General features: G+C 47.0%; 24 protein-coding genes. 5 read left to right on the top strand and 19 right to left on the bottom strand.

What is annotated here, in order from left to right:
- Nucleotides 1-22: 22 nt before the first annotated feature.
- Together AB3N00_RS28225 and AB3N00_RS28220 are read right to left on the bottom strand one after the other, a co-directional pair.
- Nucleotides 23-595 (bottom strand): GNAT family N-acetyltransferase, encoded by a 573-nt coding sequence (locus AB3N00_RS28225; protein ID WP_413037547.1) that lies wholly within the window; start codon nucleotides 593-595, stop codon nucleotides 23-25.
- A 199-nt stretch (nucleotides 596-794) separates the two neighbouring features.
- Nucleotides 795-1,091 (bottom strand): hypothetical protein, encoded by a 297-nt coding sequence (locus AB3N00_RS28220; protein ID WP_175395454.1) that lies wholly within the window; start codon nucleotides 1,089-1,091, stop codon nucleotides 795-797.
- Between the two features lie 199 nt (nucleotides 1,092-1,290).
- On the opposite strand from AB3N00_RS28220, the gene AB3N00_RS28215 reads away from it, so the two are divergent.
- Nucleotides 1,291-1,770 (top strand): GAF domain-containing protein, encoded by a 480-nt coding sequence (locus tag AB3N00_RS28215; protein ID WP_175395455.1) that lies wholly within the window; start codon nucleotides 1,291-1,293, stop codon nucleotides 1,768-1,770.
- Nucleotides 1,771-1,919: 149 nt separating this feature from the next.
- Here the strand turns inward: AB3N00_RS28215 and AB3N00_RS28210 are convergent, their stop codons facing one another.
- The 7 genes from AB3N00_RS28210 to AB3N00_RS28180 all read right to left on the bottom strand — a co-directional run bounded on the left by AB3N00_RS28210 (nucleotide 1,920) and on the right by AB3N00_RS28180 (nucleotide 9,916).
- Nucleotides 1,920-2,702, bottom strand: a complete 783-nt coding sequence (locus AB3N00_RS28210) for a MerR family transcriptional regulator (RefSeq protein WP_413037486.1) — start codon at nucleotides 2,700-2,702, stop codon at nucleotides 1,920-1,922.
- Between the two features lie 356 nt (nucleotides 2,703-3,058).
- Nucleotides 3,059-4,483 (bottom strand): aldehyde dehydrogenase family protein, encoded by a 1,425-nt coding sequence (locus AB3N00_RS28205; protein WP_413037485.1) that lies wholly within the window; start codon nucleotides 4,481-4,483, stop codon nucleotides 3,059-3,061.
- A gap of 153 nt (nucleotides 4,484-4,636) precedes the next feature.
- Nucleotides 4,637-5,059, bottom strand: a complete 423-nt coding sequence (locus AB3N00_RS28200) for a universal stress protein (RefSeq protein ID WP_413037484.1) — start codon at nucleotides 5,057-5,059, stop codon at nucleotides 4,637-4,639.
- A gap of 17 nt (nucleotides 5,060-5,076) precedes the next feature.
- Nucleotides 5,077-6,294 carry an MFS transporter gene (locus AB3N00_RS28195; RefSeq protein ID WP_413037483.1) on the bottom strand — a complete coding sequence of 406 codons (1,218 nt, stop codon included), beginning with the start codon at nucleotides 6,292-6,294 and terminating at the stop codon, nucleotides 5,077-5,079.
- Between the two features lie 155 nt (nucleotides 6,295-6,449).
- On the bottom strand, nucleotides 6,450-6,905 hold the full coding sequence (locus AB3N00_RS28190) for a MerR family transcriptional regulator (protein WP_175395460.1): 456 nt from the start codon (nucleotides 6,903-6,905) through the stop codon (nucleotides 6,450-6,452).
- Between the two features lie 174 nt (nucleotides 6,906-7,079).
- Nucleotides 7,080-7,439 carry an SdpI family protein gene (locus AB3N00_RS28185; RefSeq protein ID WP_413037482.1) on the bottom strand — a complete coding sequence of 120 codons (360 nt, stop codon included), beginning with the start codon at nucleotides 7,437-7,439 and terminating at the stop codon, nucleotides 7,080-7,082.
- A gap of 107 nt (nucleotides 7,440-7,546) precedes the next feature.
- Nucleotides 7,547-9,916: a heavy metal translocating P-type ATPase gene (locus tag AB3N00_RS28180; RefSeq protein ID WP_413037481.1), complete on the bottom strand. Its 2,370-nt coding sequence runs from the start codon at nucleotides 9,914-9,916 to the stop codon at nucleotides 7,547-7,549.
- A gap of 288 nt (nucleotides 9,917-10,204) precedes the next feature.
- On the opposite strand from AB3N00_RS28180, the gene AB3N00_RS28175 reads away from it, so the two are divergent.
- Complete coding sequence (locus AB3N00_RS28175; protein ID WP_413037480.1) at nucleotides 10,205-10,576, top strand: ArsR/SmtB family transcription factor; 372 nt, start codon at nucleotides 10,205-10,207, stop codon at nucleotides 10,574-10,576.
- 107 nt (nucleotides 10,577-10,683) lie between these two features.
- On the opposite strand, the gene AB3N00_RS28170 is transcribed toward AB3N00_RS28175, so the two are convergent.
- The 10 genes from AB3N00_RS28170 to AB3N00_RS28125 all read right to left on the bottom strand — a co-directional run bounded on the left by AB3N00_RS28170 (nucleotide 10,684) and on the right by AB3N00_RS28125 (nucleotide 19,182).
- Complete coding sequence (locus tag AB3N00_RS28170; protein ID WP_175395464.1) at nucleotides 10,684-11,844, bottom strand: AI-2E family transporter; 1,161 nt, start codon at nucleotides 11,842-11,844, stop codon at nucleotides 10,684-10,686.
- Nucleotides 11,845-12,147: 303 nt separating this feature from the next.
- Nucleotides 12,148-13,182: an LLM class flavin-dependent oxidoreductase gene (locus AB3N00_RS28165; protein ID WP_413037479.1), complete on the bottom strand. Its 1,035-nt coding sequence runs from the start codon at nucleotides 13,180-13,182 to the stop codon at nucleotides 12,148-12,150.
- 158 nt (nucleotides 13,183-13,340) lie between these two features.
- Entirely contained in the window at nucleotides 13,341-13,652 is a 312-nt protein-coding gene (locus AB3N00_RS28160; RefSeq protein WP_413037478.1) for an ArsR/SmtB family transcription factor, read from the bottom strand.
- 92 nt (nucleotides 13,653-13,744) lie between these two features.
- Nucleotides 13,745-14,326 (bottom strand): NAD(P)H-dependent oxidoreductase, encoded by a 582-nt coding sequence (locus tag AB3N00_RS28155; protein ID WP_413037477.1) that lies wholly within the window; start codon nucleotides 14,324-14,326, stop codon nucleotides 13,745-13,747.
- Nucleotides 14,327-14,441: 115 nt separating this feature from the next.
- Nucleotides 14,442-14,864 carry a MarR family winged helix-turn-helix transcriptional regulator gene (locus tag AB3N00_RS28150; RefSeq protein WP_413037476.1) on the bottom strand — a complete coding sequence of 141 codons (423 nt, stop codon included), beginning with the start codon at nucleotides 14,862-14,864 and terminating at the stop codon, nucleotides 14,442-14,444.
- A gap of 145 nt (nucleotides 14,865-15,009) precedes the next feature.
- Nucleotides 15,010-15,687 (bottom strand): NAD(P)H-dependent oxidoreductase, encoded by a 678-nt coding sequence (locus AB3N00_RS28145; protein WP_413037475.1) that lies wholly within the window; start codon nucleotides 15,685-15,687, stop codon nucleotides 15,010-15,012.
- A 228-nt stretch (nucleotides 15,688-15,915) separates the two neighbouring features.
- Complete coding sequence (locus AB3N00_RS28140) at nucleotides 15,916-16,374, bottom strand: DUF523 domain-containing protein (protein ID WP_413037474.1); 459 nt, start codon at nucleotides 16,372-16,374, stop codon at nucleotides 15,916-15,918.
- A 57-nt stretch (nucleotides 16,375-16,431) separates the two neighbouring features.
- Nucleotides 16,432-17,682, bottom strand: a complete 1,251-nt coding sequence (locus tag AB3N00_RS28135; protein ID WP_413037473.1) for a hypothetical protein — start codon at nucleotides 17,680-17,682, stop codon at nucleotides 16,432-16,434.
- Nucleotides 17,679-18,257, bottom strand: a complete 579-nt coding sequence (locus AB3N00_RS28130; RefSeq protein ID WP_413037472.1) for an RNA polymerase sigma factor — start codon at nucleotides 18,255-18,257, stop codon at nucleotides 17,679-17,681. Before AB3N00_RS28130 ends, AB3N00_RS28135 begins: the two co-directional genes overlap by 4 nt.
- Before the next feature lie 190 nt (nucleotides 18,258-18,447).
- On the bottom strand, nucleotides 18,448-19,182 hold the full coding sequence (locus AB3N00_RS28125; protein WP_413037471.1) for a class I SAM-dependent methyltransferase: 735 nt from the start codon (nucleotides 19,180-19,182) through the stop codon (nucleotides 18,448-18,450).
- Between the two features lie 179 nt (nucleotides 19,183-19,361).
- Between AB3N00_RS28125 and AB3N00_RS28120 the strand changes: the two genes are divergently transcribed.
- From AB3N00_RS28120 to AB3N00_RS28110, 3 genes are all read left to right on the top strand, one after another.
- Nucleotides 19,362-20,717 (top strand): MATE family efflux transporter, encoded by a 1,356-nt coding sequence (locus AB3N00_RS28120; RefSeq protein ID WP_413037470.1) that lies wholly within the window; start codon nucleotides 19,362-19,364, stop codon nucleotides 20,715-20,717.
- A 359-nt stretch (nucleotides 20,718-21,076) separates the two neighbouring features.
- Nucleotides 21,077-24,130, top strand: coding sequence for an ATP-binding protein (locus AB3N00_RS28115; RefSeq protein ID WP_413037469.1), 3,054 nt, complete (start codon nucleotides 21,077-21,079; stop codon nucleotides 24,128-24,130).
- A 41-nt stretch (nucleotides 24,131-24,171) separates the two neighbouring features.
- Nucleotides 24,172-25,299: a response regulator gene (locus tag AB3N00_RS28110; RefSeq protein WP_413037468.1), complete on the top strand. Its 1,128-nt coding sequence runs from the start codon at nucleotides 24,172-24,174 to the stop codon at nucleotides 25,297-25,299.
- Nucleotides 25,300-25,978: the final 679 nt, after the last annotated feature.

Below are 25,978 nucleotides of genomic sequence, written 5' to 3'. Positions count from 1 at the left end.
CCCTTCTCTCTTTGTTCTCTGTTTATTTGCTATGCTTGCGAAGCCACTCATCATACAGCAGGGAATACATCACCATATCCTTAAATCCGGTAGACGTATGCTGTACCTGACGAAGTAACCCTTCCCGCGTAAAACCGTTGTTGATCAGGAACTCTCCTGAAGCGGCATTCCGCGGATCGACCAGCGCTTCAATCCGATTGAGCCCCATGGTCTCATATCCGAAGGGCAGCATCACCGAGAAAACCTCTGTCATATAACCATGCCGCCAATAGTCACGGCCCAGTTCATAACCGATCTCCCCGCGGAATGCGCCTTCAAGCTGCCAGGTATTGAACCCACAACTTCCGATGAGTCGGCCTGTTTCCTTAAGTTCAATGCCCCAGCGAATCGCCTCCTCTTCCCCTGCCATATGGTTAAGCAATCCAATCATATCCGCAGCTTCGCTTGTCCCGATCATCGGTGCCAGATTCATATAGCGGGTCACCTCCCGGTCTGACCAGTATGCGAACATCTGAGCCGCATCCCGGCGGCGCATCTTGCGCAAACGGAGACGTGATGTCTCGAGTTCGGGAATTCTCCCTTTGGATTTATACATAAAAAGACACTCCGATCCGATCCATTTCTGCAGACCATAAGATTCAATAGTCATCTAAACATAACCTGCGCCGAATGGCAACCATTCAGTCATCGGTTTGACGTCAAAAAAACCGGGCCGCATTGGGGTCCCGGTCTTGTTGTACGTATGATTCAATCGAGCATGTTCAGCTATAGCCTGTCCTGCCAGAGAATCATCCTCATGCGGTTGAAGCCTTCTCATCCACCGCCAGCAGCTCATCACTAACCCGGCCCAATACAGCCGTAATTTCCTTAAACTCCTCAATGCCTGTCCCGGTCAGGCTCCACTGGTCGCCATGGGCGGTCAGGAAGTTCTCCTGTGTCAGATGCTCAAGCTCCTGCTTGATCTCCCGCTCGCCGACTCGATAGCCGCGCTCTTCCAATAAAGGCAGTGCGTCACCAACGGTTAAATCCTGATTTTGGGCCAAATAGAGAAGATGAATCCGTACAAAAAGATTCTGTACCTCTGCGTGCATAATCCAAGCTCCTTCCAGGGTTATAGCCCTCCGTGATTGCTAAGTAATTACCCCGTGCGAGAAGCTGAGAAACAGGATGTATTTACATGGGTTTTCTTTCATAAATAAAAATTTTGCCGAATTCCTCCGCTTGACTAAAGGGATGCACTGCACTATCTTAAAAAATAAGTACCATTTTTGCTCGGGAGGGTGATTCATCATGTTTCAAGCTGTTTCCTATGAAGGAACACGAAGCGAGCAGCACACCGCCGTCCTGGGACAGTTAAGTGCTCTGATCCGCGATGAACCAAGCGCCATTGCCAATCTGGCAAACGCTGCGGCGCTGCTCAACGTATTTTTGACCGATACCAATTGGGTCGGCTTCTATCTGTATGATGGAAAAGAACTTGTACTTGGTCCGTTCCAGGGACTGCCTGCCTGCATCCGTATTCCGCTTGGACGCGGAGTATGCGGCACTTCTGCTGCGGAGCGGCGTACGCTCGTTGTTGACGATGTTCATGCCTTCCCAGGCCATATCGCCTGTGATGCCGCATCGAACAGTGAAATTGTCGTGCCCATTATCAAAAACGGCGAATTGTACGGGGTGCTCGATATCGACAGCCCGATCAAAAACCGTTTCGATGACGAAGACCGCCTCTTCCTGGAACAGGCAGTGAAACTGCTCACAGAACAGCTATAAACGCTTGCCAGAGGTTTCGTATCCAAATAAGCAGGACGTTACAACAGTTTGGGCATGCTTATAAACGAAAAGCACAGACCTAATAGGTCTGTGCTTTTCGTTATGCCATACACATCCATGTTCTGCTCGCCCAAGGTTACTCTATGCAATTAGGCTAAATCCTGTTCCGCTTTGATCATCATCCCGTCTCGCAGAAATTCGGCCAGCTTCGGATGGTAACCATCGTACATCTGGCGAAAATTTTGATGCTCAACATACAGATTGCCCAAATCCCGATAAATCTCGGCAGTAGGCGTGTAATAATCCTTAATCCATTCCAGATGTCTGCCAATAATCTGCTGAACCTCCGGACTTTCAGGTCGCAGGCCATCTTCAATCGCCTGCTGCAAGTCACGGTTGATTCGGTCTATTTTCTCCTGAGAATCCAGGTAATCTTCTTTTGTTTTGATTTCACCCTCATAAGACATGGCTGACTCGGCTTCTGCACGATGCCGCCCTTGGGTGGCAACCGACTCATTGGTTGGTGACTCCGGCAGCATGCTGTGATGTCCTTTTTTAACAAAACCTTGATATAAATCGCGAACCTCAAGCTCCTGCTCTCCCTGCAGGTGGGAGATCGTTTTGTCCAGAGTCTGGATCAAACCATGAAGATAGAGCGTCTTCTCCAGCAATTGAATGCGCTGCTGCTGCATCATATGAATGATATCATGAGGATCCTCCTGAAGCATTGAACCGATTTCTTCCTGCTCTACCCCCAGTTCCTTACAGAACAAAATCTGCTGGAGTTTCAACAGTTCCGGTTGCTCAACATAAACGTCATTCGGGTCTTTACCCACAAATGCAGGCGTCAGCCAACCCGATTTCACATACTGGCCCAGCTCATTCAAGCTTATACCGGACATGCCGGATACATCAGCCATTGTATACGCCATTCGAAACACCTCCTGTCTGGCCTGCTAAGATTCAATCCAGGCTTATTCATACTGCTTTTTATGTGAAATAAGTTAGTGACAATATACTTTCAGCAATGCTATGCCCCTTCGTCTAAGGGAGAAGGAGACACATGCTTTTGTACTATAAACAGCAATGTTGGTTAGATTTGCGGTATGTAAAGTATTTATACCCTTCTCATCCAAAGTGAACCTGGGGTCAGTAGAGAATTTGAAGACATTCCTTCAATTTTTTTTGATAATGATAAGAAAGAATCCTGCACCAATTTTTATTGGTACAGGACCTTTTTTGATTGTTACATGTTAGATCTAATATCAGCTGACCTTCAGGAACAACTTTAATTTTTGTTAAACATAACAAACTTGAGTTCCGTCATTTCTTCGACTGCATATTTAACACCTTCGCGGCCCATTCCGCTCTGCTTCACGCCACCGTACGGCATATGATCCACACGGAACGTGGGAATGTCGTTAATCATTACGCCTCCGGCTTCAATGTGATCAGCTGCATGGAGTGCCGTATGAATATCGTTCGTAAACACACCCGCCTGAAGGCCGTAGATAGAATCATTCACGCGCTCAATGCCTTCTTGGGCCGAATCTACGGTGTTAATCACGACGATGGGAGCAAAGACCTCCTGACAAGACACCTTGGCATCATGCGGCACGTTAACGAGCACGGTTGGACGCAGCACGCCTCCTTCTGCTTCTCCGCCTGCTGCCACCGCAGCGCCTGACTGCTTTGCTTCATCAATCCACTCCAGTGTCCGCTGTACATCCTTGGCTGTAATGAGTGCAGAAACAACGGTTTCCGGGTTCATTGGATCTCCTGTCACAACCTGTTTTGCGGCTTCAGCGAAGCGGCGTGTAAACTCATCTGCAATGGCGCTGTGCACATAAATACGCTGCAGAGAGATACATACCTGTCCCTGGTACGTAAATGCTCCGGTCACACACCGAGGGATCACTTTGTCGAGGTCCGCATCCCGGTCCACAATAACGGCAGCATTCGATCCGAGTTCCAAGGTCACCCGTTTTAATCCGGCCTGACTGCGAATGCTCGTCCCTACTGCCGGACTGCCCGTGAATGTAATATGGGCTACGCGCGGATCAGCCACAAGCACATCACCAATCGTTTTGCCATCCCCGCTCACCACGTTCAATGCACCATCCGGTAATCCGGCTTCCTGAAGCAGACTGGCAATAAAGTAAGCAGACAATGGTGTCTGCTCAGCCGGTTTCAGAACAATGGTATTGCCTGCTGCCAGCGCAGGTCCAACCTTATGGGCCACCAGATTCATCGGGAAATTAAATGGAGTAATCGCCCCAATGACGCCCAGAGGCTGGCGCATGGTATAACCGATGCGTCCCTCTCCACCCTTGGCTGCGTCCAGGGGAACAGTCTCCCCGGTCAATCGCTTCGCTTCTTCTGCGGCAAAACGGTACGTTTCCACGGTACGATCCACTTCCGCAAGTGCAGCCGTAATCGGCTTCGCCGCCTCCAGCGCAATGACTCGCGCTGCTTCTTCCTTCCGCTCTTCCAGCAGGGCAGAAAGCTTATACAGAATGTCTGCTCGCCGGTGAGCAGGCATGAAGCGCATCTCCTTGCCAGCCTGAACGGCAGCTTCAATTGCAGTCTCGGCTTCCTCTGCTGAAGCGGATGACACGTCTGCCAATATTTCTCCGGAGTACGGTGCATGAAGGGCTTTATATTCTACTGATGCTGTGGGTTTGCCACCGATAAACAGATGCTGTTTTTTCATTATTGATCCTCCATTCCACAATTGCTGCGAGATTGACTAATGAATTCAATGGGTCACGGGCGATGACCGAACGATCTTCCAATCGCTTTCATCCCTCATCTAGTTATACACTACAGTGATGTCATCAACCCAGTCCATATTCGTGTAGAGTCCTTATTTAACCGTTAATACTGGGCACTCTGCATGTTTCAATACACCATGGCTGACACTGCCCACGACGATTTCCGCCAGCATGCTTTTACCGCCTGTCCCCATGACAATCAGGTTGCATTTCCTGTCCCGTGAGACGCGGCAGATCTCATTCACCGGATCTCCTGCAATCAACAGTGTCTCATAAGGGATTGAACGTCCGGACATCAGCTCTGCTACGGGTGCGATAATATGCTGCCCTTCTTCTGCAATTCTTGCATCGAGATCTACTCCCAGAGCCGGCTCATTCAATGATACGGAAGGATTCACATGCACGATAACTAACTTGGCGGAATGCTTCAAACTTTCAGCTAATTCAACAGCGGTTTGCAGCGCCTTATGTGCATGATCCGACCCATCGACAGCGACTAGTATTTGTTCCAGCATTTTAATTCCCCCATATATTAATGTGTAATGGCTGCATCGATATCACGCAAATGTCTTCGACGTACCAACAGAACGACAACACCAATGAGTACCATCAATGCGCCAAAATAAAACGGGGTTTCCGGCAGGAACCATTCCGATAATTTACCTGCAAGCCACGGTGCCAGTGCGCCGCCAAGGAAACGAACGAAGCTGTATGCCGCCGAAGCTACTGAGCGCTCTACAGGCGTAGCTTCCATGACGGCTGTCGTAATTAACGTGTTGTTGATTCCGAGGAATATCCCTGCAACGATAACTGCAACAATGACCGTAGTGGATGATCCCATCACTGTACCCACAGCCATGACAACCAGGTCAATAGCAAACAGAGTAAGCATAACACTCATGGACGGCACTGATCCGAACCGGCGCTGCAGTCTTGGAGCGACGAATACGGACGTAATCGCCAGCATCAAACCCCAGCCGAAGAACACATACCCAAGTCCATGTTCATCCAAATTCATGACATAAGGTGAATAAGCCATTAATGTAAAGAAACCAAAGTTATACAGGAAGGCGGTAATCGCCAACGTTTTCAGGGATGGATAACTAAGCGCCTTGAACGGATCGGACAAGGAACTGCGCGTTTTCGGTTTGGCCATCTTGGGCAGCATAAACGTAATGCTGATAAAAGCAATCGTCATCAGGACCGCAACGCCATAGAACGGGCCGCGCCACGAGATCGAGCCCAGCTCACCGCCGAGCAGTGGACCTACAGCGATACCAAGGCCAAGTGCAGCTTCGTACAAAATAATTGCTTTGGCTGTCCCTGAGGTGGACAGACCGACAATCGCAGATAATGCTGTTGCGATGAACAGGGCATTACCCAGCCCCCAACCACCACGGTATCCGACCAGCGCACCAACTGTATCGGATGTTCCGCCAAGGGCGGAGAAGATCACAATAAGCAATATCCCGCTTAACAAGGTCCATTTGACACCGATCCGGCTGGATACAACGCCTGTAATCAACATGGCAATCCCCGTCACGGCGTTATAGCTTGTAAACAGCAGTGAAACCTGGCTTTTGGATGCATGCAGCTGATCTGCAATGGCTGGCAGGATGGGGTCAACCAATCCCAGTCCCATAAACGAAATAATACACGCGAAGGCTACAGCCCATACGGCTCTTGGTTGGGACAACAAGCCTCCACGTGATGACGGCAGTTCTTCAGGTAATGATGGTTCTCTTTTCATACATGATACCTCCTGGTTATTTATCAGATTGAAATGTAAATAATGAAATTTTCATCCCATTTTCAAAAGTGGATGAAACAAAACGGCACAAAATGACACCGGGTCGCCGGTGCATGTACGATTTGTTTTATTGAGTTATACGCTGACCAGCTTACTTATCCGCCTTCCGGTTGGCCTGCAGCTTCATGACTCTGTAATCGCTGAATCCCGCTCTGTACCCGTTCACGCAGTTCTTTCAGTTCCTCCTGTACGGCGTGAATGCTCTGGAGTTTCTGTTCGATCAGCTGAAGCTGACCATCCAGCGTGTCTTCCATCCTGGTGAGTTTCTCAATCCGTTCCCTCACTTCGGTTGTCTGCTGGTAATCAAACCGCTGCTCATTCAGTACATCTGCCGTTGCAATATACGTATGCAGTTCCTGAAGCGAGAAGCCAAGTACTTCCTTGGCACGCACGACCTTTTTCAGATAATCAATATCCTCTCTCGTATACAGCCGCGTGCCACCGTCCGTCCGCTGAGGTGAAGGCATGACACCAATCTCCTCGTAATACCGAATGGTGCGCTTCGTCAAACCACATTCCTTGGCCACGTCGTCGATTTTGTACAAACTCATTTCCTTCACCTCACTTTATATGTCTATAATGTTATGTACATAATTATATATAATTATAACGTTAACGTCAACGTTAGATTTCATTCATGGAAATCAAAACATTTTACCCGAACGCAAAAAGACCCGCTTGCGCGGATCTTCAGTTCAGATCATATAAAATATGTGGGCATCCCTTTACGCGCCTTGCTCATTCTGCTTCCGCTGCTGAGCGTGCTGCAATTCCTTGAGGCGTCCTTCAACTTTGGTAAACAGTCTGATGGTATAGAATGCCACTGCAAACAGACTGAGTACCAGTGCCTGCACATCCGTAAACCAGAACCCGAGAATCCCAAACACCGTAATAATGACACCAAACTGCATCATCAGATTGGCACTATAACGCTGTGCTTCGTCCCATAATTCAGGATCACTCATTGCGCGCGGGGTACGATAACCATATATGCCATTAATCTTTTTCGGTGGTTTCTTAAACAACATGATGCCCAGCACGAAATAGCATACTCCGCAAATTAATCCTACAATTGCTCCTGCCAAAATGTTCTCCCCTTCTCGTCAAACTTCCCTGTAAACCTCATGCAGCCATAAACATAAAAAAACGGCTCTACGTATATACGAAGAGCCGTGTCGTTCGTTTCGGAAACTTAGATGTTCTTCACACGCAGCACACGCATGGCGTTCAGGACAGCCAGAACCGTAACGCCCACATCGGAGAATACCGCTTCCCACATGGTAGCGATGCCGAACACACCCAGCAGCAGGAAGATGGCTTTGACACCCAATGCGAACCCGATATTTTGCCATACAATTCTTCGTGTACGCTTCGCAATGCGTATCGCACTTGCCAGTCTGGATGGTTCATCCGTCATAATGACCACATCTGCTGCTTCAATAGCAGCATCCGAACCGAGTGCACCCATTGCGACACCAACATCTGCACGAGCCAGCACGGGGGTATCATTAATGCCATCCCCGACAAAGATCATCTTCTCCTTCGGAGACTTGGCAGCTTCCAATTGTTCCAGCCGTTCGACTTTGTGCTGCGGCAGTAGTTCAGCGTAGACTTCATCCACTCCAAGCTCGCGGCCTACAGCTTCACCAACAGCTTTGGCATCCCCTGTTAACATCACTGTTTTGCGGATGCCGAGTTTCTTCAGTGCCTGAATGGCTGCTGCTGCGTCTTCCTTCACTTCATCCGAAATGATCAGATGACCGGCGTATACACCTGCTTCAGCAACATGTATGACAGTGCCCACCGTTTCTGGCTTGGTATAAGGAAGACCCGCCTGATCCATCAGTTTGGCATTACCTGCAAGTATCTCACGGCCATCCACAGAGACTCTGATCCCGTGTCCGGCAACTTCGTCATAACCTTCTACACCCTGTGTACGAATATCTTTCGCCCAAGCTGACCGAATGGATTCAGCAATTGGATGATTGGACTGGGCTTCCGCCATTGCGGCAAGCTCCATCAATTCATCTTCCGTACGACCGCCTTCAGGGCGAATAGCTGTGACTTTAAATACACCTTTGGTTAGTGTACCCGTTTTATCGAAAACAACCACTTTCACATCATTCAATGCTTCAAGGTAGTTGCTGCCCTTCACGAGAATCCCGTTACGCGAAGCTGCTCCGATCCCGCCGAAGAATCCAAGTGGAATGGAGACCACCAGCGCACACGGACAGGAGATGACCAGAAAGACAAGTGCACGATAGATCCAATCAGCAAACGTTGCACCACTAAGCACCAGCGGCGGAACGAATGCAATTAATGCTGCAAGAATAACAACAACCGGCGTGTAGTAACGGGCGAACTTACTGATAAAATGCTCCGTTTTTGCCTTGCGGCTGCTTGCATTTTGCACCAGGTCCAGAATTTTGGATACCGTCGATTCACCAAATGTTTTGGTCACTTCAATCGTCAGCATACCGTTCTTGTTCACAGACCCGCTCAGTACATCGCTTCCAGGTTCCAATTCACGAGGCACGGATTCACCCGTCAGAGCAGACGTGTCCACCATGGACCGGCCTACCTTCACGATTCCATCGAGTGGAACCTTCTCGCCCGCTCGGACTACGATCTGATCACCGATACGTACTTCTTCCGGAGAGACGCGCTTGGTCTCGTCGCCAGATCCGGTCAGAATATTGGCATAGTCCGGACGAATATCCATAAGCGATTGAATCGACTTGCGTGAGCGGTTAACCGCCATACCCTGAAACAGCTCCCCGAGCTGATAAAAGAGCATTACCGCTACCCCTTCCGGATATTCACCAATGGCAAAAGCACCAATCGTGGCAACCGACATCAGGAAGTATTCATCAAATACCTGGCCTCGGATAATATTTTTAAACGCCTGGAGGACGATATCTCCACCTGCGATCAGGTAAGCGACCACATAGAGCGCGAGCTGCGCCCAACCTTCCAGCGGCGACCAGATCGCAGCAGCAACCAGTGCGGAACCCGCAGCAAGCCGTGCAAGCAGTACCTTTGTCTGTCCTGCACCATGTTCATGCGAATGCCCTGCATGCGCGTCGTGTTCATGACCGTGTGAATGGCTGTGATTATAACTCTTATGTTTGCCATGGTCATGCTCCTGATCATGAACGCCATGATGATGTGTTCCATGATGATGATCATGGTCATGAGATTGACCCGCATGATCGTGATCATCTCCATCGGCTTCGATTTCGGTGCCTGCGTGTGCTTGCCTATGGCCGTTTAAGCGGCTTCCCGGCTCGGTAGAAGCATGATTGCCAAGCGATGGTTTCCCCTTTTCTGAGATGCGAATATGCGGCTCAAGCCGCAGGACCTTGCGTTTCGCTTCTTCCACAACCTGCTCATCCAGATCGGAAGTTGTATGCATCGACAAGGTTTTGGTTACAAAATTAACGGAGCAATCCGTGATTCCCTTGATTTTTTTAACACCATTTTCAATCTTCAGTGCACAATTGGCACAGTCCAATCCATCCAGCAGCAGTTCCCTTTTCACTTGTTCCTGTCCGGTTCCCATGTGAATTCTCCCCTTTGCAGTACGAAAACAAGATTATAACTGACTCTTATTGGATAAAGTTAATATATGAGCATTCATTCATATGTTTGGTTACCCCTATTATATGCACCTTAAAACTTTAGTGTCAACAATGGATGGTGATATTTTTCATACAGAATATGCTAATAGTAATCATTTCGCTTTAGACGGTTTTTGGATATAATAGGCGTATAGTTGCAATCATGTATCAATTCCTGAACAAATGAATTATGCAAAAAAATGTTGAGTTAACATAGGCGGTGATAGGAAATGGAACAACCGGTTAAAGCGCCAGGTGAATGTGATGCAGCCTGCTCGGGATCGGAAGCGGACGTGCAGTCCATTCGCACTTCACTTATAGATCGGGAGACTTCTTCCGAGATGGCAGATTGGTTCAAGGCATTCAGCGACCCAACACGTCTACGTATTATTGATGCGCTGCTGCAAAAGGAATTATGTGTTCATGATCTGACGGTGCTGCTCGATATGGGACAGTCGGCCATTTCACACCAGCTGCGATCACTTCGTAACATGCGGATCGTCAAGCGGCGCAAGGAAGGCAAGACGGTGTATTACTCCCTGGATGATACGCATATTGAGCAGATCTTCCTGCAAACGCTCCAGCATATTAAACATGGCTAGGCTATTGCCAGCCTGTTCATCAAACAAAACCCCCGTCCCATCGGCTTCTAGCCGATAGGCGGGGGTTTTGTTTGAATAAGGGCACCGTTTACCATGCATAAGCGCACCTAAAGCAGGTTGTTGTTATTCGGATCATACAGGCCGGAACGGCTTTTGAACCAGTTGAAGATATGGGATACGCAAACCTTGAGCACCGCATAACCCGGAACGGCCAGTAGAATGCCCACCACACCAAACAGATTCCCTGATGTCAGAATGACAAAGATAATGGTGATCGGATGGATTTTGAGCGTTTTGCCCATAATCTGCGGAGAGATGAATTTGCCCTCAATCAGCTGTACAATCGTCCATACGGCCACCATTTTCAGCAGCATAACTGGAGAAGTGACCAGAGCCACAATCAGTGCAGGCGTAATGGCGATAGCAGGCCCCAAATACGGTACCACGCTGGTAAAGGATGCGATAATCGCCAGAATCAGTGCATAATCCAAACCGATGATCATATAACCGATATAGAGCAGGATACCAATACAGAAGCTCACAATAATTTGTCCACGGATGAACGAGCTGATCTGGTGGTTAATATCGTGAAGAACGTCCATGGCACCGGTACGGCTCTTGATCGGCAAAAACGACAGGATTTTCTCCGGAAGCTTCTTGCCGTCCTTAAGCAGGTAAAACAGAATAAACGGAACCGTTACAATGGATAACACCGTCTCGGTAAAGGCACCAAGAAAACCGCCTAGTTTGTTCCAGGTGGTATTCAGAATTTCCGTTGCTTTCTCGGAGATCGTTCCCCACCAATCCTGCCAGTTCAGGTTCACCGTTTCCTGGACCTGACCGAACAGCTGACTGCCTGTCAGCTCCTCGAACTGCTGTCTGACATTCTCACTGTACATCGGGAAGTTGGCGATAAGTCCCATAATCTGATTGCGAAGCACCGGAATGACTGCCAGTACCACAACCGTCAAAATGCCGCCAATCGCGAGGTAAAGGATCAGTATCGACCACCCGCGCTTGATCTTCCACTTTTCCATTACATCCACCAGCGGATTCAGCAGGTAGTACAGGATACCGGACAGGATGATCGGCAGCACTATGGTCTTGATAAGCACCGCTAACGGATGCAGAACAAAGGATATCTTCGTTAGCACCATCACATTCAATCCGACCAGCAGCAGTATGAGTAAAAACAGGACAAACTTGTTGTTTAGAAAAAACCGCTTAAACCGATCCGGCCAAATGCGGGGTTGTTCGGGTTGCTCCATGGCATGTCTTCCTCTCTTATGTATCATGATCAGGATAAAAAATAAGCAGTCCAACTGCCTGCCTCATTCGTATGGCGAATAAAGCAGCTTGTACAGCCAACATATGTATAATGCTCTTGGTTTATACGTACGGCTCTTTTAACCGTTTCAAAATAGACCGTAATGTCATTTTACCCTAAAAAATCAGAACTGCCTCATATATCCATTGGAATGTACCCACTATATATAAAAACGGCCCGCCTCCTTGCGAGACGAACCGTTCATGAATCCGTTATTTCAGCTTTTGTACAGATGCTGCCAAACTTAAGCTTTGCCCGCCAATTGCGCGATCAATTCGTAAGAATGCAGACGTGCCTGATGGTCATAGATCATGGATGTAATAATAAGCTCATCCGCTTGTGTCTGGGCAATGAACGATTCAAGCTGTCTACGTACCGTTTCAGGCGAGCCCTTGACGGCTGCTTTCAGCGTCTGCTCCACTCCGGCTTTCTCCCGGTCAGTCCATTTGCCTTCCATGTCGGCTGGTGGCTGCACCAGTCCTGTCGTCCCGCGGATGATGTTCAGGAACTGCTGCTGCATGGTTGTACCCAGCCATGCGGCTTCTTCGTCCGTATCTGCAACAACCGCGTTCACACCCACAATAACATGCGGCTCCTTCAGCGTGTCAGAAGGCTGGAAACTGCTTCGATATGTTTCAAGCGCTATGCGGGTGTAATCCGGCGAGAAATGACTGGCAAAAGCAAACGGCAATCCAAGCTGTCCTGCCAGACGTGCACTAAAATCACTCGAACCAAGCAGGTAAATCGGAACATTAAGACCTTCACCTGGTACCGCACGAACGGGTGCATGATAAGAGGTGGCGGAAGCATCAAAGTAAGCTCTAAGCTCAGCCAGCAATTCCGGGAAATCTTCTCCGCTGTTGAGGTCTTTGCGCAATGCTAGTGATGTCCGGCGATCACTCCCTGGTGCGCGCCCCAGTCCCAGATCGATGCGGCCCGGGTACAGCGATTCCAGTGTACCGAACTGCTCGGCAATAACGAGTGGGGCATGGTTGGGAAGCATGATGCCACCTGAACCAAGACGAATGGTGTTCGTGCCACTTGCCAGGTATCCAATGACTACCGATGTAGCGGAAGAGGCAATACCGGGCATATTATGATGCTCAGCTACCCAGTAGCGATGGTATCCCCAACGCTCCGCATGCTGTGCCAGATCCAGACTGTTCCGGAGCGCATCGGCAGGCGTTGCACCTACAACGACAGGAGCCAGATCCAGAATGGACAGCTTAACGTCGCCAATATGTTGTTTAGGGGATGGGACTTGGTTGTCAGTAGTCATAATAAAAAGTTCTCCTTTGATGAAATATATTTTTGTATATCCAGATATATAGATGTAAAGAAGCAAAAAATAGGAGTCACAGCAATGTTATTTGCCGTTTACATCCGGACGGAATTCCTGCCTGCAACTGCATTCTTGCTTCCGCCCTGGCGTCCGGCTTATAACTCGTGCTGTACATACTCGGCAAATTGACGAATCGTTTCTTCGTTGCGGCGATAATATGTCCACTGGCCTCTGCGCTCGGACAGCAGCAGACCGGCTTTGAGCATGGTCAGCAAGTAGCTTGATATGACGGATTGAGCGAGCCCGGCCTTCATCTGAATGGTTCCGACACAGATTCCGCTCTTCCCTCCATCGGGATGCTGGGACAATTCCATAGGTGAGAAATGCTGCTCCGGATCTTTGAGCCATGACAATATCTGCCTGCGTGTCTCGTTGGACAAAGCTTTAAATATGAGTAAAGGTTCCATGGGTACGATTATACCCCCTTTCTTCTATTTTGCAAACCAAACAGGTCGATTCATCACGCGAATCGACCTGCCAATTAATGCATGGTTACCCTTTAGAACTTGGTGCTTACCGTTTGCTTCACTTGCTCCAGCATGGACTGATAAGCCGCATCATCCAGATATCCGATACTGCCAAAGAACAAATGATCCACGGACTCAATTCCTACGAAATCAAAGATTCCGACATCGGAAGTCATTTTCATACCAGCAGTCATGCCAATCTGGTCATATATGTCACTAGGTGTACCGTGTGTATTGATGATCAGTCCTTTTTTGCCTTTCAACAACTTCTCGATCCCCGCTTCACCCGCAGCATAAGCAAAGCCATATGCAAACACCCGGTCAACGTATCCTTTCATAATCGCCGGCAGACCTGTCCACCAGATCGGATAAATAAACGTAATGGCATCGGCATCCGTGACATACTGCTGTTCAGCAGCAATATCCTGTGGAATCTGTCCCGCACGCATGGAAGCCGTATCGGCTGCGCTTAATACAGGCTGAAATTCCATGGCGTACAGATCACGAACAACAACATCATGGCCTTGGCCTTCAAGTGCCTCTACTGCTGTATTCAGAATAGCGCGATTGAAGCTGTCTGCGTGTGGATGTGCATATACGATAAGATGTTTCATGAATAAAATCCCTCCAGATTGGTGTTATATTATGTTGCTTCATATGGACTCCAATGGTACACAACTTTATACATAGATATCTATGTTTTTACCCAAAAAAATTTTTTCTCTTTTTTTATAGTCTATGGACGATTCCAATCAATAGACTCTCCAGCTGTTCTGCTTGCTCATCCGTCATATCGCCATAGACCATGTCACGAATCGTCTCCGATACTTGTTCAAAAATGGGCTTTAACTGCCGTCCTTGCTCTGTGAGACGAATAAACGTCACCCGGCTGTCTTCGGGACTTTTGCTTCGTTCCACATAGCCGAGCTTCTCCAGCTTGTTCACCAGGACAGTCACCGTTGGCTGTGTGCGATGAACACGTTCAGCCAGCATCTTAATGGATAGTGAATCTTCAAGGTACAGGAACATCAGAATATCTCCGTGGGATGGAACAATGCCTGTAATATCGTGTTGCTCCAGTTCCTGAATAATTCGTTTGTTCACATGATCCCTGATCCTTGCGATTAGTGCGAATGCATTGTATTTTGGCATGCCCTCATTATACATAGACATCTATGTATATGCAAGATATTTTTAAGTGTAGAGTTTAATCTAATCGTAGGCCATTACAAAAGTGGCCCCTGATACCTCCTTGACGTGACGGGAGATAACAGAGGCCTACTTTATACGAAGTTATTTACTCAATCCATTGTGCAATCTTGTCCATGGGCTGCCGAGACTTCTCACGTTTGGGGTCCTCTGCCCGATAACCGAAGGCTGCCATCATGGAGATATCCCATGCTCCATCTTCCAGCAAACCTTCCTCTTCCAGAATGCGATGTACACCCTGGTAGCTGAATCCTTCGATCGGGCAAGAGTCAATACCAATTAGCGCTGCTGAGGTCATCATGTTGCCGAGGGCAATGTAAGTCTGTTTGGATGCCCAATCGAACAGGGTTCTTGGGTTTTCAAGCAGACGCTGGTTATTTTGAAAATTACCATATGCCGCACTTGTTAACTCAAATACGTCATCCGGCATGCCCTTGATTTCCTTGAGCATGTACTCCGCATAGGGGGAATTATAACTTGCGTCCGAACGGGCCAGGATAATCACAAAGTGGCTTGCCGTCGCCAATTGCTTCTGAGCCCCGGAGGATACTTCAGACAAGCGCTGACGAAGTTCCTGTTTTTGCACAATCAAAAACTTCCATGGTTCGAATCCGATTGAACTTGGTGATAATCTTCCTGTTTCCAAAATAAACTCAAAATCCTCATCCGAAATTTTGCGTGAATCATCAAATACCTTTGTTGCATGCCGGAAATGATACGCTTTTAAGATGTCTTCCTTTGTCATTGCTTTTGTTGTAGGTTCCATGAAACTCCACACCCTTCTCTTCTATTTTGGGGTTGTATGCTGCACCGACGGGGGCTGCTTTATTTTTCATTTGCTTGAGTATTAGTTTAGTATCTATATCCATAAATTAAAAGTACGCACATTATTGTTTCTCAGTTTCTAAAAGTAAGTAAAGTGTAGTTATAAAGAAAATAGCCGCTTGAGAAACTGAATGTTCTGGCTAAGCGGCATGGTAAATCCGTGAATGCTTTATAATTGTTCCATGAATTCATTTTCCGAAATGACTTCATACCCCTCTTGCCGAAGCAAGGCTGCAGTAACACCCTCACCCTGTATTTTATGGTTGGCAAAGTTCCCATCATAGATCGCCTGCGTACCGCAGGAAGGGCTGAATTCCTTCAACACAACGCAAGACACATCCAGTTTTTTGGCCCATTCGAGCGTTTGATAGGCTCCCTTGATATAGAGATCTGTGACATCCTTGCCACTTTTTTCGATCACCTTCGCAATGCCTGCCAGCACATCCTTGCCTGTGCCACCGGCAATCTCTGCCGGCTCCCGTGGGGTGGAGAACCCGCCGAGCAGCTCCGGACAAACCATCATGGCCTGCTCTTGCTCTACGAGCTCCTGAATCTTCTCATCCAGACTCGCTGTTCCGTTGTAACGGCAAGCTACTCCTGCCAGACATGAACTCACCAAATATTTCATTATGCTCTCCTTATGTTCAATTCCTCAGCTATTAGGATTGTACCATACGGATTAAACTTATAGATCTGATATTGTAATCATGGTAATGCGTGCATCTTCTTCATAACGAACTTGAATCGTATTGGCCATCTCTTCCAAGTGGAATGTTGCCATGCCAATATTGTTTGTATTCCGCTCAAAGACATATTTATCAAGATCAATACCGAACATTTTTTGGATTATGGGTTCTGCATTCTGCCTGATTATTTTTTCGTCCAAGGTAAGTAATTTCTCAATATATTGCTCTTGATCCTCTATGGTGACGAGTTCTGGAACGCCCCTCTGAAAATCCATTACAGTATATTCATTGCTATATCTCCCACCAACACTCCTTACCAAATACCGATCACCAAAATAGAGGGCCGTTGTTTCTTCAAGCTGCTTATCATTTTGAGTAAACGTTACACTTTTCAAAGCTGGTGCTGGCTCACCAGACAAGGCTTCAATCGAGCTTCTCGCATTGGTTATCAGATCTGTGGATACTGTGTCGCTACTCACCGTACCAGAAACCGAAACTGCTTCATCCCGTGTCCACTCAATGCTGCCACTGCCCTTCCCGTTCTCCAAAAATAATGTGGTGAACCATACAGGCTTCTCCTGACCCTGCTTCATCTTCACATAACGTCTGGCTGAGATCGGCTTCAACGTTGGATCACTGTTAATTCCTTTAAGAAGACCAGGGACTTGACGCAAAAATCGGTGCTCCAGCTCGTTGCCAGACATCTCACTTCGCATATCGGCTTCCACCAGTGCTCCAGTCTTCCCATCCAGCCACATCTTGGCATACTCTGATTTATTCACGTCGCCAGCCTCGATATATACCCAGCCGGTAATTGGCCCTTTCTTAGCATAATGGACTTCCAGTTGTTTACCTAGATAGTCTCTCATCGACATAGCCACAGTTTGCTTCATCTCACTTGTTAGCAGGTTCATGCTAGGGTCATCCGAGAGCTGCAGAGCAGATACAGGATACACCCTCTCTACAATGGGTTCCAGAACCTGTCCATTCCATAAGATAGCTGCTGCAGCTACTGCCGCAACTGTCGTCACTACAACAACTTTCCGGGGACGTGAACGAGCAGTGCGACGGTTCCGCTTCATAATATGTTGTTTCTGTTTGTGATCTGGAGCATCATTGACATGTTCCTCACCCGTTTTCATCCATTCCACCTGACGAAGTACATTCTGCTTGTGCTGGTCTTGAAAAGGAGACGATGCAAATGGCTCCTTGCGGATTTCTTTTTCCCAGTCCTCATCCTTGAACCTCATCTATTTCTCTCCTCCCATTGCTTCCGCACTTTATCTTTGCCCCGTGATAACCTCGATTTCACCGTGCCTGCACTGATTCTCAGCATTTCAGCAATTTCGTTCATGGTGAGCTCGTATTTTAGATGCAGCAACAAGATCTCACGAAACTTATCCGGCAGAGCCATGACGATGTCCCATATTTCATGTACATGCTCCCTACTTATTACCTCGGCTTCAGCTGAGGGATGGGCATATTGTGCAGGCGTCATCTCACGAATATGTGAAGGACCCTGTTCTGATTCAATCGGTAGTGTCTCCCCCCATAAACTGCTGCGAAAAAACCTCGATTTCCGGTATGTAAATGTCGTATTTCTGGTAATGGTGAGCAACCAGGTTTTCAGGGAACACTCCCCGCGAAAGTGTTTAATCCCGGAATATGCCTGAATAAATACTTGCTGTGATATTTCGTCTGCCTGCTCTGTACTTCTGGTCAAAAAGTAAGCATAGTTCCACACATCATTCCCATAGTCATCCATCATGCTGCTGAGTGTGTAATTGTCGATCGTCTGGGCCTGGGCCAGAAATTGATATTCCAACGGATGTTCACCTCACTTAATAAGACTGTATCCATTCTGGTTTGGTTCCCGATCCGATTATTTTCTCATTTCCTTTTCTAAAATTAAATAAAATAAACCAGCAGGGTTCCAACGATCTGAACCTACTGGTTAAGCCCTATCCAGGCTATGCCGCCTAATACTAACCATTCTAGTCAACTTTACAGATAGCTCATGCTTTAACTGCAGCAATCATGAGAAACATGGGACGACGATTCTCGTCTCGCATACCCGGGATTTGATCCATCATCTCAGGCGAAGGTTTGGACTCAGCCACCTGCTGAATCACAAATCCCGCCTGGATCAGTTCATTCAGATGGGTTGCCAATGTCCGGTGGTACTTAACTACGTCCTGATTCAGAAAATTGGTAACACGCTTTCCCTCCTGATGATAGTCATCCACAGGCCAATGCATAATCTCACCTTGAGGCCCATAGTGCCAATCCTGCGCAGCACGAGCCGTGAAGATCGGATGTTCCACTGAACATACAAATGTACCACCCTGGACGAGGGATGTATTGATTCGAGCATATACCTGTTCCAAATGTTCAATGTAGTGCAGCGCAAGCGAGCTAATGACCACATCGAATTGTTCAGGGGAAAATTCAATATCTTCAATGGCCATATGCCTGTACTCAATTCGTGAATCATCCGTCATCTCCCGTGCACGCTGCAGCATATTCTCAGATAAGTCCACGCCAATAACTGATCTGGCCTGCTGCTCTCGTGCGTACCGACAGTGCCATCCGAAGCCGCATCCCAGATCCAACACGTTTTTGTTCTTCAGCTCGGGCAGCATCATTTGAAGCTCATGCCACTCACCTGCAGCCTTGAGCCCTTGAGTGGAACGAGCCATCTGGCTATATTCGCTGAAAAACTCAGCTTCATCATATTTATTTTGTTTCATATCACAGTTCCCTCTTTTCTTTATCGATAAAACTGCATTAACGCTGATTAACTCTATTATCTAAACGATGTTTCTCAGGAAAAGTTGCCAAGCAAATTCAACCCGTGTTATTATACAGAACGAACGTTCAGTATTATTTATTATAAAACGAACATTCAGTTTACTAAACGGAGGTCATTATGAATACGAATTGGACGCATCCCCTGGAAAAGCAATCCGTTGGAAAAGCTTTTGTAAGTTATCTTGTGCCATCCATACTGGGGATGCTGGTAGTAGCTTTTAACTTTATTATTGATGGAATCATGGTTGGACACAAACTTGGATCTACAGCGCTCGCCGGAATTGGTATTGCTTCACCGGTATATACCCTCTTCGTTGCCATGTCGCTGTGGATTGGCATGGGCGGGGCAACCCTGTATTCAACCTATATGGGCAAAAGGGATATCACCACGGCCAAACAAATATTTACGAAATCCATAACGATTATTCTGCTGATTACGATAGCTATAGGATATACTGCGTTTACCTTCAAGGATCAGTTGGTCTATGCCTTGGGCGCCAATGCCGAAACATTCCCATATGCCGCTGACTATATGAACATCATGCTGCTGTTCGGGTTTGTCTTCACCATTGAAAATGCCCTTACCATCTTTGTCCGTAACGACGGTGATCCCAATACCTCCATGTACGCGCAGATTACCTTTGCCGTAGCCAATATCGTTCTCAATTATGTGACTCTATATGTGCTCGAATGGGGTGTGCAAGGTGTTGCCATCGGTACAATCGTCTCGGCGTCTCTTGCCCTGCTTGTCCTGCTGTCTCACTTTTTCAAAAAATCGAATAACCTTACCTTCACCCGGTTCAAATGGAATACCAAACTGCTGGGCACCATTGTTCTTATTGGTTTTCCCAGCTTTCTTGCCGAACTCGGCATGTCTGTCTTCTCCGTTTCACACAACATTTCACTGGATCGCATTGCGGGTACGGATGGCGTGGCATCCTTTACAGTACTGAATTATATCCACGGAGTAGTGTTGCTGGCATTTCTGGGTCTGGCATCTGCTGCACAGCCGCTGATCAGTTACTATCACGGGGCGAAACAGCTGGTGCGAGAAAAACAAACGATTCGCATAGCCTCTAGAACGGCTCTGGCCTGTGGTGTAATTCTGCTGCTTGTGGTCCAATGGGGAGCGCCTTATTTTGTGCAAATCTTTGGAAACTTTAGTACCAGTGTCACCGATAGCGCTGTATACGGGTTAAGAATATTTACTTTTGCCTACTTGTTTATGGGGATTAACTTTGTTATGAGCACCTACTTCCAATCGGTTGGAAATGCTAAGATGGCAATCTGGATTACAGCTGCACGTGAAATGATCATCATGATTGCATTGATCTCAGTCCTTCCATCATTTTGGGGTGTAACTGGTGTATGGCTTGCTGTACCGCTCTCTGAGATGCTTGTCCTTGCGACTATTGCTGTCTACTATAGAAAACGTGCCGTTTCGGAGAGGATACATGGTTTAACCCTTCAATAAAGCTTTGCATCAACAACCTAAAAAACCTGCTGGCCCCCTTGATAAGGATCCGGCAGGTTTTTTTATATCCCCTCATTTTGTGAAAGGAAATGATCAGACAAAGACAATACCAACCATTAAATTCGAATATCGATCGGCCAATACTGTCCGTCGTTGCGTTGGCAATTTCCTTTCGCGTGGCAACGTTCATAACGTTATATTCAACTGAAAGGTTGCTGAATGCAAAACGTGTTTTCATAAAGGTTTTTCGGGAAATTTGTCGAATATGAGAAGTTATGAAAAGGACAACATTTGTTTTAAAACCGAAAAGTATAATGCTCCTGATTGCTTTTATCGTTATCCTCACCGCCCTTAGACTAGTGTGGTTTGATTACTCACAGCCCGCTGAGCGGCCGATGATTGATAAAGGCGTTCTGGATCTGTCTTCACTGGATCTTAGTTCTTCGAAGCCTATTACCCTGGATGGAGAATGGGATTTTTATCCGGGACAAGAGGACATAGGAACCTCCCCGGATTTATTCAACAAACCGCAATCCATACAAGTACCAGGGGACTGGAAAAAGCAAGATGTCTACAAGGAAGGAAGTGCCTCCGAGCCAGGTACTTATAGATTGCGAATGCTTGTTAATCTTAAGCCAGATGAGGTATACACATTTTGGTTCAACAAGATTCAATCAGCCTCCCGGGTCACCATTAACGGCAAGGTAGCCGCCGAATTTGGGGAGTTTGATCCTGCCTATGTCCCACGCTCCTTTGGTCATCCGGAGTTCAGTACATATACAGCCTCCTACGTTGCGCCTGAGAACGTTCACGGCATTTCAGAAATTGAACTTTACGTGGAGATCCGTCCTTTTGCAGAGCAGGTCCATGGAGGAATCGTCTCTTCTGTTCAGTTCGGTACTCAGGCTGCGATAGATACCAAACGCTGGTATTCCATTGGGTTCCAGTTGTTTACAATCGTCATTATGCTGCTGCACATGATATATGCCTTTATTCTTTTCCTATTCAAACCAGGCCAAAGAGAATTCCTGAAATTCGCGCTGCTGCTGCTTGTCGCAGCCATATCAATCTCAACAGACAATGATAACCTGTTTGCTCAGTGGCTGCCGTTCAGCTACGCCTGGACAGTCAAAATCAGGCTAACTTCATATATTCTTCTGTCCACGTTGATTCTTAGCCTGACACACAGCTTCTTCAAACAGCATACCAAAGTTTGCAGGGTACTCTACGGGGTCGGTGCTGTATATATTGTCAGTCTGTTTCTTATGCCTTTCCCGGCAGTAACGCAATCGGCATGGTTGTTTTACGCCATATTCAACCTGCAGTTGGCAGTAGCCTTATGGATGATTATCAAAATAAAAATTCAAAAGCTGCCAGATGGCCTATTTCTGATTTTGGCCGCTCTGGCCATACTGTCCAGCTGCCTCTGGGGCATCGTACAGCATGCAACCGGATTGCCTGCGACATTTTATCCTATGGATATGATTGCAGCCATCATCTGCTTTTCATCCTACTGGTTCAAAAAGTACTTCCGCCATACCATGGAAAATGAACGCTATGCTCTACAGTTGGAACTTAGTGACAAGATGAAGGATGAATTCCTGGCCAATACCTCCCATGAGCTGCGTACACCACTGCATGGCATTATCAATATTGCAGAAACCATTATCAGCAACGAGAAGGCAACCCTTCAGGAGACCAGTGTGCAGGATATGAAATTGTTGGTCCAGATCGGCAGACGCATGTCCACATTGCTGAATGATCTGATGGATATTGCCCGGCTCCAGGAAAAACGTATTGTTCTCCATCCAGAGTCCGTTCGGCTGCAGTCCCTTGCTTTTGGTGTAGTCGATATGCTGAGGTTTATGATCAAAGGCAAACCGCTCACGATCCGGGTGGACATCCCGGAAGAGCTGCCTGCGGTCTGGGCAGATGAGAAGAGATTGATTCAAGTCATATTCAATCTGATGCATAATGCGATCAAATATACTCCCCAAGGAGAAGTGATCATTCAAGCCATTCATTATGGCAATACCGTTTCAGTACATGTGAAGGACACCGGTGTTGGTATGGATGAGGACACATCTCACCGGGTATTGGGAAGATATGAGCAAGGTGCTGAAGGCATGAAGGAGAGCGGTGGATTTGGGCTGGGGCTGAGTATCTCTACTCAATTGCTTCAACTCCATGGATCTGAACTTCAAGTAGATTCCGTGCCAGGCAGAGGATCAGATTTCTATTTTAATTTGCCGTTATCGAGCCAGCAGGTACAATCAGTTAACCCTACCAATGATGATCAAGCCAAAGTGAAGGAATCCCGCTTGGATTGGCCGACGGATATGCTACAGGTCTATGACCTGGCTGCTGCTGCGGAGCAGAGCGATTCTTACCCGGCAACCAAAATGAGCATTCTGGCAGTCGATGATGATCCGGTGAACCTGGAAGTACTCACGCGAATTCTATCCCGGGATATGTACGAAATAGTCCCTGCTCTATCCGGCCAGGAAGCATTGGAGCTGCTATCCTCAAGGCCTTGGAATCTGGTTATAGCAGACGTGATGATGCCCCATATGTCGGGATACGAACTAACACGCAGGATAAGAGACCGATTCACTCTGGCTGAGCTCCCTGTTCTCTTGCTTACGGCCCGAAGCCAGCCTGAGGATATCTATAACGGCTTTGCCGCAGGCGCAAGCGACTATGTGAGCAAGCCGGTAAACGCGCTTGAGCTTCGATATCGTGTAGGTGCGCTCACGACGCTTAAGCAATCGTTCACAGAGCATCTTCGGATGGAAGCGGCCTATCTGCAAGCGCAGATACAGCCTCACTTTTTGTTTAATACACTTAATTCGTTAATGGCACTTAGCGAAATAGATACCGAGAAAATGAGACACTTGGGTGATGCCTTTTCGACATATCTAAGATACAGTTTCCAATTCATTAATTTGCAGCAGCTTGTGCCTCTGTCTCATGAGCTGGATCTCGTGAATGCCTATCTGTATATTGAGAAAGAACGATTTGGTCCAAGAATCGATATCAAGCGCAACATGGATACCAACTTAAACACCATTATGCTGCCTCCGCTGACACTACAGCCCCTTGTGGAAAATGCGATTCGTCATGGATTACTGAGCAAGAGAAGTGGCGGCACGCTCACCATAGATGTAAAACGTCAAGATGGAGGAGTTCACTTTCGTGTCTCTGACAACGGAAAGGGAATGAGTCCGGAAGAAGCCGACAAAGTGCTTGGCCTTCGATTTGGCTCTTCCCTGGGGGGAATTGGACTGCGAAATACCAATCGTCGGCTCCTGCAGCTGTATGATTCAGGATTAACCATCTCCAGCATGACTGGGATTGGTACGACTGTTTCCTTCTTCATTCCCGATGAGGTTCAGCCACCTTTCAACAAGTAGACGTCATGTCCAATCAAACTAAGAAAGGAGATCATTTAACCATGTTTCGTGCCGTGTTAATTGATGATGAACACCTGGCCCTCATTCATTTGGAAAACTTACTCAAAAAGCTGGTACCTATCACTATTGCCGGCGTATTTATGGATGCTGAAAGCGCGATAGAACAGATTACGGACTTACGTCCCGATATCATTTTTCTTGATATACAGATGCCTGAGATGAATGGCCTGGAAGCAGCGGAAAGGCTGGTCTCCCTGTGTCCTTCGGCTGAGATCGTTTTCGTTACAGCATATGATAACCATGCTCTGGAAGCATTCGAGCTTAATGCACTGGATTATGTTCTTAAGCCACTGAACATGGATCGGCTCTCCAAAACGGTAAATCGCATACAGAAACGTTTAAGTTATTCTGCTGCCAATGAAGAACCCACAGAGGTAACCATAAGCATGTTTGGTTCATTGAAAATAAGCAGAGGTTCCGAGGAACTGCCGATTAAGTGGCGCACTCAAAAATCTCAAGTATTGTTTGCACTGCTTTTTCATCACGTCAACGAATTTGTCAGCAATCATACCCTTATTGAACAAATTTGGCCGGATACAGATATTGAGAAAGCCCGAAGCTACTTATATACAACGGTCTATCATATACGCCGCTGTCTCAAACAGGTCAACGTGGATCTTCCCATTGAGAAAACAAGTGGAGCAGAAGGATACTGTATGCGGCTGGAGAGCAACATTAACCTCACGAAAAAGTGGGAACAGTCCATTCGTAGCTTGGATGGAATCACACCTGATAACGAACAAGAGGCAAGAGAGATCATTGATGCATACAAAGATGATTACTTGAAAGAATTTGATTATCTATGGACCTTGTCTGAACGGGAGCGACTGCGTAACCTTTTTATACACCATGCACTCAAGTTGGCTGCTTATTATACAGAAAAGGAAAACTGGATGGAAGCTCTGGCGTTATACCAGCGCCTCAGTTATATACATCCATACTATGAAGAAGCCTATTTGAGACAAATGGAGATCTATGATTACTTGGGGGACTACGCCTCCGTAGAGGCACGGTACCAAACCATCCAATGCATGCTTCAGCAAGATCTGGATACTGCGCCAACAGCTGAAATTCGGAGTTGGTATGAGCGGTGGAAAGCCAGAGCTTAGTTTTCTGAGTCATAAGATTGCTAATCTGAACTTGCTTCTCATGAGTTTACGATTTTATGTTCCATTGTTTTTAATCTATTACTCTAGTTTCTCTGGTCTGTTACATCTGATTGAAGCCGCAGTTGTTCAGAATTTGTTAAGTTCACTATGATACTGTTGAATCATTAACATGATTGGATGGTGTACGAACGAATGAACAAAGCGTATTTCGAAGAGATGCATAAGTTGGGACATGATGATGAATTGAGATATCGGCTTCTGATCAGAGGCGTCAAGCAATTACTGGAAGATCAGAAAAAGCAACGAGTCAAACGCACCCGACGACTAAATATTCACAAGAAAAAAGTACCACAGGCCGCTAACTGGTCTTAATTATATTGAAATGTTATCTTATTTAAGAATTAGAGCTAGGATAGATCAATATTTCAACGGGGATTCTCCCCTATATATATTCATCGCTCGGAACCTGCTTCCGATTCCATAAAAATAAGAGAAGGCTCTGTTTAATTAACAGAGCCTTCTCTTTGATCTATGTTCAACTTTATTTTTACTGTGTTTGCTCTACGCTTAAATATAAACAAATAAAAACCACCACCGAATATCATCGGCAGTGGTTCTTTGCTTGGCAACGTCCTACTCTCCCAGGACCCTTCGGTCCAAGTACCATCGGCGCTAGAGG

Source organism: Paenibacillus xylanilyticus (assembly GCF_047246825.1).
Lineage (GTDB): Bacteria > Bacillota > Bacilli > Paenibacillales > Paenibacillaceae > Paenibacillus > Paenibacillus xylanilyticus_B.
Note: the sequence above shows the minus strand (reverse complement) of the source record. Positions and strands in the feature narration are given on the sequence as shown.